Below are 15,050 nucleotides of genomic sequence, written 5' to 3'. Positions count from 1 at the left end.
CCACCTACGAGCGGTCAGGGACGGGGCTCTTGCCCGAAGTTCCAGACGCCGACGTCGCGGTAGTGGATGGGCCCAGGGCCGCGCCCGAAGTTGCTGGCGACCAGATGCAGACGCTCGGCCCGCCAGGAGCGGCCGGTGAACCCGGCGAGCCCGGCAGCGGCCCGCACCGCGCACGCGGGGGTGTCCCGGCGGGCGCGGGCCAGCGTCAGATGAGGCCGGAACGGCCGGCCCACGTGGGGCGCCCCGCAGTCGTCCGCGACGGCCCGCACCTCGCCGGCCAGCAGGCCCAGCTCTTCGAGATCTCCGTCGACCCCGCTCCACAGCACCCGCTCGTCGAAGTGCCCGCCCCCGCTCAGCGCCAGGTCGAGGGGCTTTCGCGCGGCCGCGAGGCGCGCCAGCGGCGTCCGCAGCAGCGGCACCACCGCGGCGGGCACCTCGCCGAGGAACGCCAGGGTGATGTGCCAGTCCTCGATGCGGTTCCACCGCATCCGCGGATGGGTCCGGTAGGCGGGGCCGAGGGCCCGCTCCAGTTCCTGCTTCGCGTCGTCGGGCGGGGCGAGAGCGATGAACACGCGAACGGTCGCGGGCTGGTTCTGTTCGTTCACAGAAGACTTCGTACCGCATCCGGTCGGCGCACCGATCAGCGCCCCGTCCCCGCCCCCGTCTGTATCCCCGTCCCCGGCTCTGTCTTCGTCCCGTCCGGGGAGGCAGGCTCCGGTCAGGTGGTCCCGGGCTCCTCGTTGATGAGCCTCCTTGTCTCGTCCGCCTGGCGGCGCACGGTGGCGACGACATGCGGCCTGAACTTCGATTCGGCGTACTGCACCAGGGTGTCGAGCACGCCGTTCGCCCGCTCGGGATCGCCCACCTCGGCGTGCGCCCGGGCGAGACGGCGCATCACCATGTTCAGGGTGATGTCGTCGACGCCGTTGCCGTGCAAGGACGCCTCGACCACGGGTGACAGCAGACTCACGGCTTGTTCGGGGACGGCGAGGCGCACCTTCAGGGCGCTCTTGTCCGGCGTCAGGTACTTGAAGTCCCGCTCCGCGTTGAGCCCTTCGACCATGCGGGCGTACAGGGCGAGCGGGTGCTTCTCGTACTGCTGCAAGACCTCTTGGAGGGCGTCGTTGCCGGCCTGGAGCGAGGGTGCGTCGGATCCGCGAAGGGCGAAGAGAGTGCCCTGCTCATCGCCCAGCATCAGCTCGCCGACCTGCTCGTCGGTCTCGTTGTGGGGCGTGCGCACGGTCGTGCGCAGCACCGGCGAGACGATGCGGGAACCGTCCGAGGCCAGGTAGGAGGCACGCAGCAGATAGGTGCCCGGCTGCTCGAAGTAGTGCCCGTCCTGGCCGTACCCCACATAGGCGCTCGCGTAGCGCGGCGGACCGGCCACGGCGAGGTGGACCGTGGCGTCCGCCTCGACGCACCGGCGCAGCAGCGGCCGGTAGAGCAGCGTGCGCCCGGACGGCTGGCGGATCGCGATGTTCACCAGGTCGTAGTCCGGGTGCAGGAACGCGTGCGTGTCCCGGCCGCGCAGGTCGGTCGTGTCCAGCTTCAGCTCCACGACGACGGGTTCACCGAACGCGAAGGTGCGCTTGCCCCGCAGGTCGAGCCGGAGCCCGGAGTCGTCCGCCACGGGCTGGTCGAACAGGTCGGGGTCGATGTCGGCGGCGCCCCTGCCGAAGGCGTTGGCGCCCATGATCACGTCACGGTAGAAGCCGTGCCGCAGATGCGTGAGCTCGTTGGCGGTGAACTGGAAGGGGAACGCCCTCCAGTACGCCGCCGTCCCGGTCGGAGCGCCGCCGCCGGGGTTGAAGTTCTGGGGGTAGTTCATCCACGACAGGTCCCCGAAGCCGTTGTTGGGGCCGAGCGGAGCCGGGGGTGTGGCGAGGCCCTTCTGCCACGAGTGCAGCAGGTTGAACGCGTGGCCGAGCTCATGCACGTACGTACGCAGCTGGGCGCGCACCGCTTCGGGGTCGGTGCCCTTGATGATGTCGTAGAAGACGGCACAGCCCTGCCGCTGGAAGGCGTCCGCCGCGTCGAACATGATGCCGCGCACGCCCGGGTCGCCCTCGTAGCGGCTGGCGACCAGCAGCCACACGTGCCATTGGGGCACGTTGCGCCACAGGGAGAAGTTGGTCTGCATGGCGGCGTGCAGCTCGGCGTTGCTCCAGCCGGCCGGGCTGTCGCCGAGGACGTTGGCCGCGCCGGACACCAGCACGTCGATGCCCGCCTCGGCGTAGGCCCGCGGCACGGTCAGCGTCCGTGCCGGGCTGCCGGGCGGCCCGGGCAGGGAGCCGGTGTCGTACGACACGAAGGGCACCTTGCCGGCGACGGAGTCCTGCTCCCACTGCACGGTGCGGAAGTAGGGCGACCTGAACGCACAGGCGTACGCCGCGCCCACCTGGCCGGACGTGCGGAGGAACTGCACGGTGGCGGCGGCCTGCTGCTGGCCGACCCGCCGGCGCGGGATGGTCACCCGCACGACCGGGAAGCTGGTGGTCGCGGTGAAGCGGCCCTGACCGGTGATCACGACGTGGGTGGGCGACCAGGTGACGGCCGGCGCGTGCACGACGAACGAACCGGCGTAACTCGTGGTGCCGCCCCCGGAAGCGAAGAAGTCCCCGCTGACCTTCCGCAGCGTACGGGGACCGTCGACGTCGACCCGCAGTTCCAGGACGCGGGTGCCGACGCTGCGGTAGCTGCCGCGGACGAGGAGGTGGGAGGGCGCGGCGGTCGCGGCGGGGGAGTCACCGGTCCCGGTCGTCGGTGGTTCGTCGACCGGTAATGCGGAACCGTCGAAACCGGCTGCGAAACCGGCGTCGCTTTCGAGATCGGAAGGGGGCGGTTCGGGAATCACGGATTCCGTGGTTTCGGCTGTGGGATCGCCAAAGGGCGTGGACATGGCGCTCACTCCTCCGACCTCTCGTGTGCTTTTGGCGGCGGTTCTTTTCGACGGCCGGTTTGACGGTCGGGTGGACAGTCGGTCGTGGTCAGCGAATGACGATCGAGTGATGCGTCTGGAACAGTCCGCACCATTCGTTGTAAGGGCGTCGGTCGCACGTATACGGATTGGTGATGGGGCGACCGGAGTTGTCGGTGTCGCGGGCCGGTGTCCCGCCCGGCTTGTGGGCCCACAGTCCGCCCGGGTGCAGGCGGTACCAGTGGTAGTCGCGCAGGTTGCCGGGGTAGGTGCCGGTGACGAGCGCCACCACATAGCGCAGTGATCCCGCCGGCTGGCAGTTGCCCCACAGCCGCAGACCGTCGCGCTGCGCCCCGGTGGAGACCTGCCCGCAGGTGACCGTGTCGGGGATGGTGTAGCCGTGCGCGAGGCCCGGCTGGGCGAAGGTGTTGGTGCGCCGGTTGACGGCGAAGTTGTAGCAGTTGTTGTAGAGCTGGGTGTCCGGCCGGTTCCAGAAGCCGGGGTTGAACGGCGTCACGTCGTACGCGCAGGTCAGCGCGGCCCGGTGCACGAGGGTCTGTAACTGCTTCTCCACCTCGGCGGCGTGCGCTTCGGAGAGGCCGCCCGACTCGGCGGGTTCGACGGTGGTCGCTCCGCCCGCGCCCTCGCGGGCCGTGCGCCGGATCTCGTCGCGGACCGACTCGCGGAAGTCCTCTGGGTAACGCTCGGCGCGCTCTTCGGGCGCCGGTGCGTCGCTCTCGCTCTCGGCCGCCCGTCGACCGCCGCCCTCCTCGGGCGGGCCGACCGGCATGGTCTCCAAGAGGCGCTCGGCGACGTCGGCGCCGGCGTACGGGTCGCGCCCCCCGCCTCCCGCGACCTTGAACACCGCGGGCAGCCCCGCGGTGTCGAGGTCGTCGGTGATCTCCACCTGGATTCCGCGGAACCCGAGTCCGGTAAATCCCGCGGACACGTCGGCGACCGCCGCTTCATGGTGGGCGATGAGCTGGATCAGTTCACGTACCTGTTCCTGATCCTGAATTTCCCACGTGGGATTGGTGCGCCCCGAGAAAATGTCCACAGTGATGCGCAGACCCATGATTTCCCCCTTCGTTCCGCGCTCGACGGCGCCGAACGGCCGGCAGTCCCCGTGGGACTTTTACTGCGGCCCTCAAAGGCAGTCAATGGCGGGGGAAGAGCCGCCGGTGCGGGGGTTGCGCACGGCGTACGGGCCGGTGATCCGGCCGTCGTGGATCTCACCGGCCGTGCGCACCGAGTTGCGCGTATTTCCCGCCGGGAAGGGTGTCGCCCCGGCCGGGCTCTGCTACGCAGGAAGGGGCCTGGCGCCGACGAGGCCTCGCCGCGGGGGCGCGGCCGGTGCGCCGGGGCGCGCCAAGGGGGAATCATGGCCGACTCCGTACGCCGTCAGGGGCCGCGGGTGCCCGAGTCGGACCCCAAGGTGGGGGTCGACGTCAGCACCCGGTGGACGGGCGAACCCCGGCACCGCCTGGTGACGCTGGGGGATTCGCTGACGCAGGGATTCCAGAGCGCGGCGGTCTTCAACACGGCGCTGTCGTATCCGGCGATCGTGGCGTACGAACTGGGCTGCCTCCCGCGCTTCCGTTTCCCCGTCTACGGGGGCTTTGGCGGACTGCCGTTCAACCTGGAGCTCTTCCTGCGTGACCTGGAGTCCCGCTACGGGCGCGACCTGGACTGGTGGGAGGCGCCGCTCGCGCTGTTCCGGGCCCGCAGCGTGATGGACCGGGTGGAGGACTACTGGGAGCGGGGGCCCGGCCGGGCCGTGCCGTCGACCACGGCGATCATGCACAACCTCGCCGTGTTCGGATGGGACCTGCGCGACGCGCTCACCAAGTCGGCGGACGAGTGCCGCAAGCGGATCGACACGCCGAAGGACGATCTGGTGAACCAGATCGTGCAGAACGCCGGCGAGCGCGCCGCCCTGCGCGTGCTGCCCACCCAGCCCCCATCGGCAGGCGCGCTGACGCAGTTGGGCGCGGCGGCCGAACTGGGCAAGGACACCGACGGCACGGGAGCCAAGCACGGCATCGAGACGCTCGTCGTCTTCCTGGGCGCGAACAACGCCCTGCGGGCGGTGACCGACCTGCGGGTGACGTGGAGCGAGGACTCCGGTTTCGACGACCTGGACGCCAAGCGGCGCTTCACGGTCTGGCGGCCGAAGCACTTCCGGTCCGAACTGCGCAAAGTGGCCGCGGAAGTCCTCGACATCAAGGCGCGGCACGTCATCTGGTGCACCGTTCCGCACGTCACGATCGCCCCGATCGCACGCGGTGTCGCCGGCAAGATCCAGCCCGGCTCGCGCTACTTCCCGTACTACACCCGGCCGTGGATCAGGGACCGGGACTTCGACGCCCGCAAGGACCCCAAGATCACCGCCGAGCAGGCGCAGCAGGTGGACGAGGCGATCGACGAGTACAACGACGCGATCACCGAGACGGTCCGGGCCGCCCGGCTCAAGGGACGGGACTGGTACCTCCTTGAGACCTGCGGTCTGCTGGACCGCCTGGCCTCGCGCCGGTACGCGGAGGACCCGTCGGCACGCCCGGACTGGTGGCAGCCCTATCCGCTGCCGTCGGCCCTGCGGGCGCTGTCACCGCCCCCGAACTCGCGCTTCCTCGCCGTCGAGAGCGGACGGCGCGCGGACGGCGGCCTGTTCTCGCTCGACGGCGTCCATCCGACGACGGTCGGGTACGGGATCCTCGCCCAAGAGGTGATCAACGTGATGCGCCTCGCGGGCGTCCGGTTCTACCGCCCCGACGCGAGCACCCCGCGCCAGGACCCGGTCCTCGTCGACTTCGACCGGCTGATCCGCCACGACACGCTGGTCAACCGGCCGCCGGGCAATCTGGGCTCGGCCCTGAACGCCCTGGGCTGGGCCGACGAGACCCTGGATCTGTTCCGGCGGGTGTTCTCCGCGTTCTGAGGGCGCGTCAGGCGACGCGCTCACGCGCGGGGGCGGGCACGGCTACCGCGGCGAGACGACCGCGGCCTTGGGCACGTCGGATGCCGGGGGAGGAAGGGGGATCGTGGTGGGCTCAGGTGGCGGGTCGCTGACGAGGTAGGCGCGCCGCCACCGCAGGAAGGGCCGCTCGATCCCGTTGTAGGTGACCACGGCCGCGACCAAGGTGAGGGGCAGCACCGCCGTCACCGCGGTGAGGAAGGCGTCCGCCACCGGCCGGCCGGTCAGCTCGAACCACCAGCCGCGGGAGACGATCGCGGTGATGACCATGTAGTGGAGCAGGTACACGGAGAAACTCATCTCGCCGACTGTGGCGATCGCCCGCGACACGATCCCCGTCGAGGAGACGGTGGCCACATAGGTCAGCACCACCAGGGCCCACAAAGCCCCTTCGACGTCCACCCACAGCAGACGCGAGGCGTGCCCTTCGTGGAAGGCATGGGTCTGGTTGAAGGCCCAGACGGCGCCTAGGACCAGTGCCGTCGCGACGGCGACCTTCGGCAGCCCCTGGAACCACCGCCGATGGTGCACGAAGAACCAGGCGGCCATCATGCCGAGCAGGAACTGGTCGATCCTGCCCGCGAGGCTGTAGTAGAGCATCGAGTTCACGCTGATGCTGCCGGCGGCCGACGCCCACACCAGGGCCCGGATCACGGCGATGCCGGCCAGGAGTCTGATCAGGGCCATCGGACCGCGCTTGGTGAGGAGCCTGCTGAACAGCGGGAAGAGCAGATAGAACTGCAACTCGACGGCGATGGCCCACCACATGCTCGACACCGCCCCCAGGCTGAGGGACCCGGGCAGGTTCCCCAGACCCACCAGGGACTGGAGCACGGCCAGCAGGTCCGCGCCCTGCTTGTGCGCGCCGAGACCCAGGACGATCAGCGTGAGGTAGAGCGGGAAGATCCGCAGCACGCGATTGCCGAGGAACCGGCCGTAGTGGACGTCCTTGCCCAGGGTGCCGATGGTGAAGATGAATCCGGACAGGACCATGAAGAGGGCCACTCCGGTGTGGCCTTCCAGCACCAGGGTGGCCAGCGGGTTGTCCGAATAGAGCCAGCCGTGCGGGTCGCCGTTGGGAACCTCTCTGAGGTACGGCGAGATCATGTACGTGCCGTGGCAGAGGAGCACCAGCACGGCGGCGTAGGCACGCAAGTGGTCCACGGACACGAGGTACTGCCGGTTACTGCTGCGCATGCCTGGGGCCGACCTCTCCTCACCGGCGTCGCGGCGGCCTCGCGGCGTGGAGGCGGCGGCCTCGCGACACAGAACAGATGAGGGACGACAACATCGCGCGGGCAGTCAATCCGGTAAATATGAACGAGCCCCGCCCAATCGCCGGATGATTTTCACTCCTCCGAGGGGTCGCAGGCCCACAGCGCGAGTCCGAGACAGCTGAACGCGGCACCGAGGACGCAGACCGCGCCCCAGCCGGCCGCCGTGTACAGGAAGGTCGCGGCGATGGCGCCGGTGGCGCTGCCGATCGAGTAGAAGACCATGTATCCGCCGATGAGTCTGCTGCCCGCCTCCGGGTGCAGGGCGTAGATCAGCGTCTGGTTGGTGACGTGGACCGACTGCACGGCGAGGTCGAGCAGGATCACCCCGACGGCCAGGGCCCAGAGCGAGCTGCGGGTGAACGCGAGAGGCAGCCACGAGGCGGCGAGCAGCGCCAGGGCGATGCCGGTGGTCCGCCGGGAGAGCCCGCGGTCGTTGAGGCGGCCCGCCAGGGGCGCGGCCATGGCGCCGGCGACCCCGATGAGCCCCAGTGCCCCGATCGCGGTGTGGGAGAGGAAGTACGGCGCCTCGCTGAGCGGGAGCGCGACGCTGCTCCACAGGGTGCTGAAGGAGGCGAAGATCAGAAGGCCGTAGAGGGCCCGCAGCCGCAGCAGTCGCTCCCGTGCGAACAGGGTGAGGGTGGAGCGCAGGAGCTGTCCGTACGGCAGCACCGTCGCCGGGGCGCCGTGCCGGGGCAGCACGCGGTGCAGAGTCAGGGCCAGCAGTGCGGTGAGCGAGGCCGACGCCAGGTAGACCGAGCGCCAGCCCGCCAGGTCGGCCAGGAGACCGGACGCGGTGCGGGCGAGCAGGATGCCGATGACCACGCCGCTGGTGACCAGGCCGACGACCCGCCCGCGCCGGTCGGCCGGTGCCAGCGATGCCGCGAAGGCCACCAGCGTCTGGGTGACGACCGCGAGAAGTCCCGTCGCGGCCACGCCCGCGAGCAGCACGGCCGCCGTCGGGGCGACGGCCACCACGGCCAACGCCAGGACGAGCAGCAGCAGTTGGGAGACGGCGAGACGTCTGCGGTCGAGCACGTCGCCCAGGGGCACCAGGAAGAAGAGCCCCAGACCGTAACCGACGTGGGTGAGGGTGACGACGCTGCCGACGAGGCCCGGACTCATGTCCAGGTCGTGGCCGATGGTCACCAGCAGGGGCTGGGAGAAGTAGACGTTGGCCACCGAGGCCCCGCAGGCGACGGCGAACAGCAGGACGACGCCCCGGGTCAGGACGAACGGGGGGCGTTGCGCGCCGTGGTCCTGGGCGGGCCGTCGTGTCGGAGCCTCACGGTTGCCGGGCATCGGCACCCCTCCACTTTCTGGTTTCAAGTTGCTACCATTGATGGCGGCGAAGGTAGCGCTCTTTGGTAGCATGTTGCAACCAGAATGAGAGTGAGTGCCGGAGAAGGAGGTGGGCACGATGGTGACCAGGACGCGCTTCGACGACAGCGAATGCCCCGTGGCCCGGTCGGTGGACGCGATCGGCGACTGGTGGTCGCTCCTGATCGTGCGGGACGCCTTCGACGGGAGCCGTCGCTTCGGGGAGTTCCAGCGCAGCCTCGGAGTCGCGAAGAACATCCTCACCGCGCGGCTGCGCACACTCGTGGCCGGGGGCGTGCTCGCATCCGTCCCCGCCTCGGACGGCAGCGCCTATCGCGAGTACGTGCTGACGCCGAAGGGCCAGGCGCTCTTCCCGGTCATCGTGGCGCTGCGGCAGTGGGGCGAGCAGAACTTCTTCGCCCCCGGCGAACCCCACTCGCAGTTGGTCGACCGCAGCCAGGGGCAGGGCCTGCGGCCCCTGGAGGTGCTGTCGTCGGACGGGCGACGCCTGGCCCCCGAGGACACCACGGTCCACAAGGTCCCGTCCACGTGAGTGACCGCGCCCGGCCCCGCGTCAGCGGACGCGGACGTCCGTGCCGTCGATGACCAGGGCCTGCCCGTCACGTAGCGTCCGGTGCGGCACCCCGGCGGCGCGGTAGCCGGCCGCCACGACGGCCACGGCCTCCGTCTCGGGATGGCCCGGCGAGTCGACGTGGGGCACGAACGCGAAGTCCAGCACCCCCAGCCCGTCCCAGACCACCGGAGCGGCGTACTCCTTGGCCACCACGCCCGGGTCGTCGCAGTGTTCGAGTCCACGCAGGCTCGGGGCGAGCACGCACCCACCGGCGCTGTATCCGGCGTAGACCACGGCGTCGCGCTCCAAGAGCGCGGTCACGGCGGCGTCGGCGCCGCTGCGGGCCAGCGCGTGCCGCAGCATGAACGCGTTGCCGCCGCGCACCCACAGCGCGGAAAAGCGGCGCAGCACGGCCTCGACCTCGTCCGCGGGCCGGTCGAAGAAGTCCCGCAGGTCCACTTCGCTCGGTTGCAGCCCCAGGGCGGCCAGCTCGCCCGACTCCCGCTCGACACCGGCCATGCGCTCGTCCTCGGGGCGGCCGTCCGTGGCGTTGGCGATGACGGCGACCTCGGGGCGCGCCCCCGCTCCGTCCAGCAGGCCGAGGAACTGCTCGGGGCGGTCCCCCATGCGGAACGAGGAGAGATACAGGCGCATCCCCCGACCCTATGCGGCGCCGCTCAACCCCCACGCCCGGCGGCAAAGTTGTCATCCGCCAGGCGGGATCACAGAATTTCGTCCCCAGAGGGATAGCCGGGGGTGGTCCGACCCGTCGTGAGGGGTGCAAAGAAGGGGAGGGTCGATGGAGGCCTCAAGTCACGACGAGTTCCGCGAGTTCGTAGCGATGCGCTCCACCGCGCTGCTGCGGCTCGCGGTGCTGCTCACCGGTGGGGACCGGCATGCGGCGGAGGATCTGCTGCAGATCGCGCTGATGAAGGTCTACGGACGCTGGGCGCACATCGAGCAGCCCGAGGCGTACGTCCGCCAAGTCCTGTACCGCCAGCAGGTCAACCGCTGGCGGCTGCGCAGACACCGGGCCGAGACCACGGTGCCCGTACTGCCCGATGCCGGCAGCGAAGGCGGCGTGGACGCCGGTTCCGAGCTGCGGATCGCGCTGTGGGCGGCGCTGAGCCGCCTGACGAAGCGGCAGCGCGCCGTGGTGGTGCTGCGCTACTTCGAGGACCTGCCGGAGGGCGAGGTCGCGGCGCTGCTGAAGTGCCCGGTCGGCACCGTGCGCAGCACCGCGCACCGCTCGCTCGCCAAGCTCCGCGCGCTCGTGCCGGAGCTCGGCCCCGAAGGGCCCGCGGAACAGGCGCAGCCCCTCAGCTACACGCCGAAGGAGATGCAGGGATGACGACGGAGCGGGTGGAGGAGAAGGTCAGGGAGACGCTGCACGCGGTCGCCCTCGATCAGGTGCGGGCGCCGGGGGACCTGGCCGAGCAGGTGGTACGGCGGCGCGGCCGGCGCCGGATCTCGCAGGTCACGGGCGCTGCGGTGGCGGTTGCCGCGATCACCGTGGGGGCGCTGTTCGGCTTCGGCGACACCGGTGGGAGCGACCAGGACCGGCCCGTACGGCCCGCGATGTCGCCGCAGGGCTGGCAGCCGTGGCAGCAGGACGTCGCGGGCGCCGGTGAGCGGGGCTGCCTGGTGGCCGGACCGGCGCTGTACTGCGCCGGATCCAAGTACGACGCGGCCAAGTTCGACGCCAACACCGGCGAACGGCTGTGGACGGTCAAGGTCAACCGCGAGGGCGACGGACCCGATCACCCCTTCGCCGCACGCGACGGCGTGGTCTACGCCTACCGCAACCACACAGCGAAGAACGAACCGAGCGGCGACTACCGCGGCGGCACCGATCTGATGGCCATGGACGCCGACGACGGCGAGGTGCTGTGGACGGTCGAGATGCCCCAGGACGACCGCACCGACCAGGCCGCCATGCTCATCGACGGGGCGGTCCTGGCCAACACCCCCGATATTCGCACGATGTCGGCGCTCGACCCTCTGACGGGCAAGGAGAAGTGGCGCCACTCCTGGGACAAGGGCATCGCGTGCCAGCGGGCCGTGCTCGGCGGGGTACCCCATCTCGCCTGCCTGCGGGACGTCGAGAAGCCGCACGACACGAAGATCTTCCGGCTCGACCCCAAAGACGGCAGCGCCGTCAAGGTCGCGACACTGCCGGGCGGGCAGCAGCTCGTCGGAACCTCGGGGGACCGGATGGTCCTGACCGAGGCGAGGGCCGCGGGGAGCAGCGAGGACCTGCGGCTCACCATCGTCAGCAGCTCCGGAAAGCGGGCCTCGCACTCCTACCCGGTCCCGGGGAAGCTGGCCGCCTCCGACGTGGTCGGCGACCGCCTGTTCACCCTGACCTGGGAGGGGAAGGCCTCGGCCTACTCCCTGACCACGGGAAAGACGCTGTGGAAGGGGCGTCCCGTGGGCGCCGAGATGCCCGAAGAGGGCATCGTCCCCGGCATCCCGTCCCCCGTGGTGTCGGCGGGGCAGGCCGTCGTGTACTTCCTCGGCCTGAACGGAGATCTGTCCGGCCTCGACCTGACGACGGGAAAGCGGGTCTGGAGCGGTCACGTGGACACAGCCAAGCAGGCTGAGGGGCCCGGCTTCCAGGACTCGACGCAACTCCTCGCCTACGAGGACGTGTTGGTCGCCCGCAGCGGCAGCAAGATCGTCACCCTGCTGCCGCAGGCCGGCGACTGACCCGCGGGGCGCGGAAGCATCGGGGTTCTGGGGTGGTGGGGTGAGGCGGATTAGCGCCTTACCCCACCACCCCTGAAATACGCGGCACCCATCAGAGCATGATGAGCAGGCGCGTTTTCGGCTTGAGTTTCCTGTTCACCGAACGGCTCTGTACGTACACCTCCAGCTGAGGATTGTTTCCAGCCTTCACCGAGACGGTTCCCTGAATGCCCGAACCGAACAGCAGGCTGCGCGCGGCGTCGCCCGTATAGGCGCGATCGGTGTCCTTCTCGACGACGATGACTTCCTTGTTGGGCTGCACCTGGGCACGCGCGCCCAACTGGTAATAGCAGGAACCCCGTTCGTAGGAAACGCCCGGATGTGAATCGACGAAGGGACGGATCTCGACTTCCTTGTCGACTTTCAGGAGGCGGTATTTGTCGGCCGGGATCGGTTCGAGACTGGCCCGCACTTCGTCGATCGATATGTCCTGGCCGACGGCGAACAGGTTCTTCGTGCCGCGCACGCCCTTCTCCCGGGCCCGCAGGAAGCTGGTGGCCGCGGCGCGCACGGTGCCGATGGCCTCCTCGACGCCCTCTTGGGAGTCCGCGTCCCAGATGGCGATGTTGCCGGCCGGGAAGCCGTAGTTCTGCGCCGTCCGCTTGGCCAGGGAGTTCGGCACGAGGATGGCGGACGTCCAATGGCCCGGAAGCCCGCCCATCTTCGCCGAGATCTTGTCGAGCCAGGGCCCGAGGATCTTCATGTCGCCGTCGTGCCGCCGGTCGCCGCCGGAGGCGTTCTCCTCGCCGTCCGTCACCACGATCTGGAGGAAACTGTGCTCGCCGTATTCCTCCCAGATGTGTCCCAGGTCGTCCAGGGATTTCAGCGAAGCCTCGATGAGGGCCGTGGCGCCGTTGTTGACCTGATAGAGCCCCCGCATGGACGGAAGATGCTTCACGTCCATGTCCCAGACGAGGTTCTCCACCCGGTGGTCGAAGGAGTAAAGGCTAATGCGGGTCTCGTGACCGAGACTGTCCGACTCGGCCTTCAACCCCGCCACGAACTCGTCCACGACACGAATGAGTTGATTCTCGTGCGGACGCATGGAACCCGAACAGTCCACTACCAGCGCGACGTGATTCACCTTGTGCTGAATCCTGTTGGCGGACATGCTTCTGCTCCTTCTCCGAGGCTGCATCCCGAGCTGCTTCCCGAGTGATTTCCACTCTATGGGGAGGCACTGACAACGGAGCTTGATGAAGCGTCACCGGCCGCCACGCCCTGGCCGAGCGGCTGTCCGCACACCGGGAGCAGGAAGGGCAGTGCATGAAGGACAGTTCATGAGCGGGCAGCGGGCAGCGGGCGACGAATTGTCGTGCCGTGCGCACGTTCCACGTCAGCAGAGGAGGTGGGCGGCGCGGGAGAGTCCCGCCAGAGCGCGGCGCTCCTCGTCCGTCCAGCGCCGTGGCTGCTCGTCGTGGGTGGAGACCACCCCGAGCAGCACGCCGTCCCGGGACGTGATCGGCACCGAGGCGCACGCGCCGACGCCGGCCTCCTCCAGCACGTCCAGAGCCGGGGTGCCGAGGAAGAGCGGGGACGAGGCGACCTCGTCCACCAGGATGGGCTCGCCGTCCTGTGCCGCCACCCCGCAGGCGGACTCGCGGTCCGCCACCGTCTCGAAGAACGTCAAGAACGGGTGGTGGAAACCCTGTTGGGCCGCGATCCGCAGCACGCCGTGATCCGGCTCGTACAGCTGGGCGTTGCCCAGCCGGGCCCCGGTGATCTCGAACGCGGCGGACAGCGCCGCCGACACCACCGAAAGGCGCAGGCGCCGGTCGTGCAGCGACAGCGGTGCCGTCGCCAGCTCCTGGACGATCCGCAGGCCGTCGGCGTCGCCGCACAGTCGCAGCGGATGCAGCACCGCGCTGTGGGCCCGCTCCACCACCAGGCTGCCGCCCGCGGCGACGGCCCGCTGCCGGGCCTCCAGAAGCAAGGTCACGCCGTCGGTGCCGCAGAAAGTCACCCGGCTCAGGTCCAGTACGACCCGGCACCCCGGCATCTCCACGGCGCGCTGCAACTCGCGGGTCAGCACCGGCGCGGACGCCACGTCGAGCTCACCGGCCACACGGATGGTGATCCGGCCGTGCGCCCGGGCGACGCCTACCCGCACGGTTTGTGAGGGCTGGGACCACTTCACGTCCGCTCCGCCCGTGAAAATGCTCCCGTTGTCCATGCGCATCCACGGTAGAGGCGCCCTCACCTCTGCCGGGAGCACTTCACCATGACGGTCGATCATGGCCTGGATTCGGCCAAGAACGGACAGCTTCGCCGGTCCACCACCGTGGCGTTGGCATCGATGTGGTGAGAGCGGATCCCTGTTCCCCTAGGCTCCGGCGCACGTGCGGCCTCCCCTCCCGCGCGGTCCGCCGCCCTTCCCGATCGGAGCCGACATGGACTACCCGGACATCTCCGCCCTGCCCGAGGAACTCCAGGACATCGTGACGTCCTACGGATCGCTCAACGTCTTCCGGATGCTGATGCACTCACCGAACCTGGCGCCGGGCGTGCTGTCGCTCGGCGACGCGGTGCTGCAGCGCAACGCGCTGCCGGACACCTTGCGGGAGCTGGCCATCGTGCGGGTCGGCCACGCCTACGGAGCGGCCTACGAGGTGTACTACCACGAGGCCATCGCCCGCCATGTCGGCCTGGGCGAAGGGGCGCTCGCCGCCGCGAGGACCGGTGTGGCCGGGGCGCTCTCCGGCCCCGAAGCCGCCGTCCTGACCGCCACGGACCGGCTGCTCGCCCAGCACGCCCTCGATGAGGCCGCGCGGGACGAGCTGTCGGAGTTCCTGACGGTGAACCAGCTCGCCGACCTCGTCATCACCGTGGGCTTCTACCAACTGATCTGCGGCTTCCTCAACACCTTCGAGGTGACGACCGAGGGCGAGGCCTCCTAGCCCCGCGGCCCGGCTCCCTGGGCCTGGCCCCCGGTGTCGGTCCACCGCCGCGTCCTCGTCACAGATGGCGCGGCGGGCTGTTGCGGATGGCCGAGCGGCGGGCCCACAGCGCGCAGGCGAGCAGCACGAGACCGGCGAGGCAGAACGCCCAGGCGTTGGTGCTGCCCCTGGCCACGCCGACGCCCCACGCGACCGACCAGATGGCCAGCAGGACGGCCAGAGCGGTCCATGCCTGCGTCCACATGGTGTGGCGTGCCGCGAGACGTTGCGGAGTACCTCTTTCCATCTCGCCCATGTCCGGCGAGTCACGATGCTCATCACGAATCGTCATGCAGTGCCGAATGCC

Annotated in this window: 14 protein-coding genes; 5 read left to right on the top strand and 9 right to left on the bottom strand. The window is 70.1% G+C overall.

The window, feature by feature from the left end; all coding sequences use genetic code 11:
* Nucleotides 1-14 precede the first annotated feature (14 nt).
* From thpR to QBL25_RS03355, 3 genes are all read right to left on the bottom strand, one after another.
* Nucleotides 15-605: an RNA 2',3'-cyclic phosphodiesterase gene (gene thpR / locus QBL25_RS03365; protein ID WP_409055448.1), complete on the bottom strand. Its 591-nt coding sequence runs from the start codon at nt 603-605 to the stop codon at nt 15-17.
* Nucleotides 606-718: 113 nt separating this feature from the next.
* Nucleotides 719-2,899 carry a hypothetical protein gene (locus tag QBL25_RS03360; protein ID WP_409055447.1) on the bottom strand — a complete coding sequence of 727 codons (2,181 nt, stop codon included), beginning with the start codon at nt 2,897-2,899 and terminating at the stop codon, nt 719-721.
* An 88-nt stretch (nt 2,900-2,987) separates the two neighbouring features.
* The gene (locus tag QBL25_RS03355; RefSeq protein WP_409055446.1) at nt 2,988-3,992 is read right to left on the bottom strand and encodes a hypothetical protein; all 1,005 of its coding nucleotides are present in this window, start codon (nt 3,990-3,992) and stop codon (nt 2,988-2,990) included.
* A gap of 306 nt (nt 3,993-4,298) precedes the next feature.
* Here QBL25_RS03355 and QBL25_RS03350 point away from each other — a divergent pair, with 306 nt between their 5' ends.
* On the top strand, nt 4,299-5,855 hold the full coding sequence (locus QBL25_RS03350) for a hypothetical protein (protein ID WP_409055445.1): 1,557 nt from the start codon (nt 4,299-4,301) through the stop codon (nt 5,853-5,855).
* Between the two features lie 42 nt (nt 5,856-5,897).
* Here QBL25_RS03350 and QBL25_RS03345 read toward each other — a convergent pair whose 3' ends face one another.
* Nucleotides 5,898-7,088, bottom strand: coding sequence for an acyltransferase family protein (locus QBL25_RS03345; protein ID WP_409055444.1), 1,191 nt, complete (start codon nt 7,086-7,088; stop codon nt 5,898-5,900).
* Nucleotides 7,089-7,240: 152 nt separating this feature from the next.
* Nucleotides 7,241-8,467 carry an MFS transporter gene (locus QBL25_RS03340; RefSeq protein WP_409055443.1) on the bottom strand — a complete coding sequence of 409 codons (1,227 nt, stop codon included), beginning with the start codon at nt 8,465-8,467 and terminating at the stop codon, nt 7,241-7,243.
* A gap of 118 nt (nt 8,468-8,585) precedes the next feature.
* On the opposite strand from QBL25_RS03340, the gene QBL25_RS03335 reads away from it, so the two are divergent.
* Nucleotides 8,586-9,038, top strand: coding sequence for a winged helix-turn-helix transcriptional regulator (locus QBL25_RS03335; protein WP_409055442.1), 453 nt, complete (start codon nt 8,586-8,588; stop codon nt 9,036-9,038).
* Nucleotides 9,039-9,059: 21 nt separating this feature from the next.
* Here QBL25_RS03335 and QBL25_RS03330 read toward each other — a convergent pair whose 3' ends face one another.
* The gene (locus tag QBL25_RS03330) at nt 9,060-9,713 is read right to left on the bottom strand and encodes a Type 1 glutamine amidotransferase-like domain-containing protein (RefSeq protein ID WP_409055441.1); all 654 of its coding nucleotides are present in this window, start codon (nt 9,711-9,713) and stop codon (nt 9,060-9,062) included.
* 145 nt (nt 9,714-9,858) lie between these two features.
* Here QBL25_RS03330 and QBL25_RS03325 point away from each other — a divergent pair, with 145 nt between their 5' ends.
* Nucleotides 9,859-10,410, top strand: coding sequence for a SigE family RNA polymerase sigma factor (locus tag QBL25_RS03325; RefSeq protein ID WP_409055440.1), 552 nt, complete (start codon nt 9,859-9,861; stop codon nt 10,408-10,410).
* Nucleotides 10,407-11,768 (top strand): PQQ-binding-like beta-propeller repeat protein, encoded by a 1,362-nt coding sequence (locus tag QBL25_RS03320; protein WP_409055439.1) that lies wholly within the window; start codon nt 10,407-10,409, stop codon nt 11,766-11,768. The genes QBL25_RS03325 and QBL25_RS03320 overlap by 4 nt, the downstream gene beginning before the upstream one ends.
* A gap of 91 nt (nt 11,769-11,859) precedes the next feature.
* On the opposite strand, the gene QBL25_RS03315 is transcribed toward QBL25_RS03320, so the two are convergent.
* The gene (locus QBL25_RS03315) at nt 11,860-12,918 is read right to left on the bottom strand and encodes a VWA domain-containing protein (protein ID WP_409055438.1); all 1,059 of its coding nucleotides are present in this window, start codon (nt 12,916-12,918) and stop codon (nt 11,860-11,862) included.
* Between the two features lie 225 nt (nt 12,919-13,143).
* Nucleotides 13,144-13,980: an STAS domain-containing protein gene (locus tag QBL25_RS03310; protein WP_409055437.1), complete on the bottom strand. Its 837-nt coding sequence runs from the start codon at nt 13,978-13,980 to the stop codon at nt 13,144-13,146.
* Between the two features lie 217 nt (nt 13,981-14,197).
* Between QBL25_RS03310 and QBL25_RS03305 the strand changes: the two genes are divergently transcribed.
* Nucleotides 14,198-14,704, top strand: coding sequence for a carboxymuconolactone decarboxylase family protein (locus tag QBL25_RS03305; protein WP_409055436.1), 507 nt, complete (start codon nt 14,198-14,200; stop codon nt 14,702-14,704).
* 58 nt (nt 14,705-14,762) lie between these two features.
* Here QBL25_RS03305 and QBL25_RS03300 read toward each other — a convergent pair whose 3' ends face one another.
* Nucleotides 14,763-15,035, bottom strand: a complete 273-nt coding sequence (locus QBL25_RS03300; protein ID WP_409055435.1) for a hypothetical protein — start codon at nt 15,033-15,035, stop codon at nt 14,763-14,765.
* Nucleotides 15,036-15,050: the final 15 nt, after the last annotated feature.

Source organism: Streptomyces sp. SYP-A7185, from assembly GCF_046103685.1.
GTDB lineage: Bacteria > Actinomycetota > Actinomycetes > Streptomycetales > Streptomycetaceae > Streptomyces.
This window is presented reverse-complemented; position numbering and strand designations above follow the sequence as displayed.

What these genes read in the sequence shown, in the direction of transcription:
- QBL25_RS03360 (WP_409055447.1), bottom strand. Translation starts at nt 2,899, where the DNA reads ATGTCCACGCCCTTTGGCGATCCCACAGCCGAAACCACGGAATCCGTG.
- QBL25_RS03355 (WP_409055446.1), bottom strand. Translation starts at nt 3,992, where the DNA reads ATGGGTCTGCGCATCACTGTGGACATTTTCTCGGGGCGCACCAATCCC.
- QBL25_RS03350 (WP_409055445.1), top strand. Translation starts at nt 4,299, where the DNA reads ATGGCCGACTCCGTACGCCGTCAGGGGCCGCGGGTGCCCGAGTCGGAC.
- QBL25_RS03345 (WP_409055444.1), bottom strand. Translation starts at nt 7,088, where the DNA reads ATGCGCAGCAGTAACCGGCAGTACCTCGTGTCCGTGGACCACTTGCGT.
- QBL25_RS03340 (WP_409055443.1), bottom strand. Translation starts at nt 8,467, where the DNA reads ATGCCCGGCAACCGTGAGGCTCCGACACGACGGCCCGCCCAGGACCAC.
- QBL25_RS03335 (WP_409055442.1), top strand. Translation starts at nt 8,586, where the DNA reads ATGGTGACCAGGACGCGCTTCGACGACAGCGAATGCCCCGTGGCCCGG.
- QBL25_RS03330 (WP_409055441.1), bottom strand. Translation starts at nt 9,713, where the DNA reads ATGCGCCTGTATCTCTCCTCGTTCCGCATGGGGGACCGCCCCGAGCAG.
- QBL25_RS03325 (WP_409055440.1), top strand. Translation starts at nt 9,859, where the DNA reads ATGGAGGCCTCAAGTCACGACGAGTTCCGCGAGTTCGTAGCGATGCGC.
- QBL25_RS03320 (WP_409055439.1), top strand. Translation starts at nt 10,407, where the DNA reads ATGACGACGGAGCGGGTGGAGGAGAAGGTCAGGGAGACGCTGCACGCG.
- QBL25_RS03315 (WP_409055438.1), bottom strand. Translation starts at nt 12,918, where the DNA reads ATGTCCGCCAACAGGATTCAGCACAAGGTGAATCACGTCGCGCTGGTA.
- QBL25_RS03310 (WP_409055437.1), bottom strand. Translation starts at nt 13,980, where the DNA reads ATGGACAACGGGAGCATTTTCACGGGCGGAGCGGACGTGAAGTGGTCC.
- QBL25_RS03305 (WP_409055436.1), top strand. Translation starts at nt 14,198, where the DNA reads ATGGACTACCCGGACATCTCCGCCCTGCCCGAGGAACTCCAGGACATC.
- QBL25_RS03300 (WP_409055435.1), bottom strand. Translation starts at nt 15,035, where the DNA reads ATGACGATTCGTGATGAGCATCGTGACTCGCCGGACATGGGCGAGATG.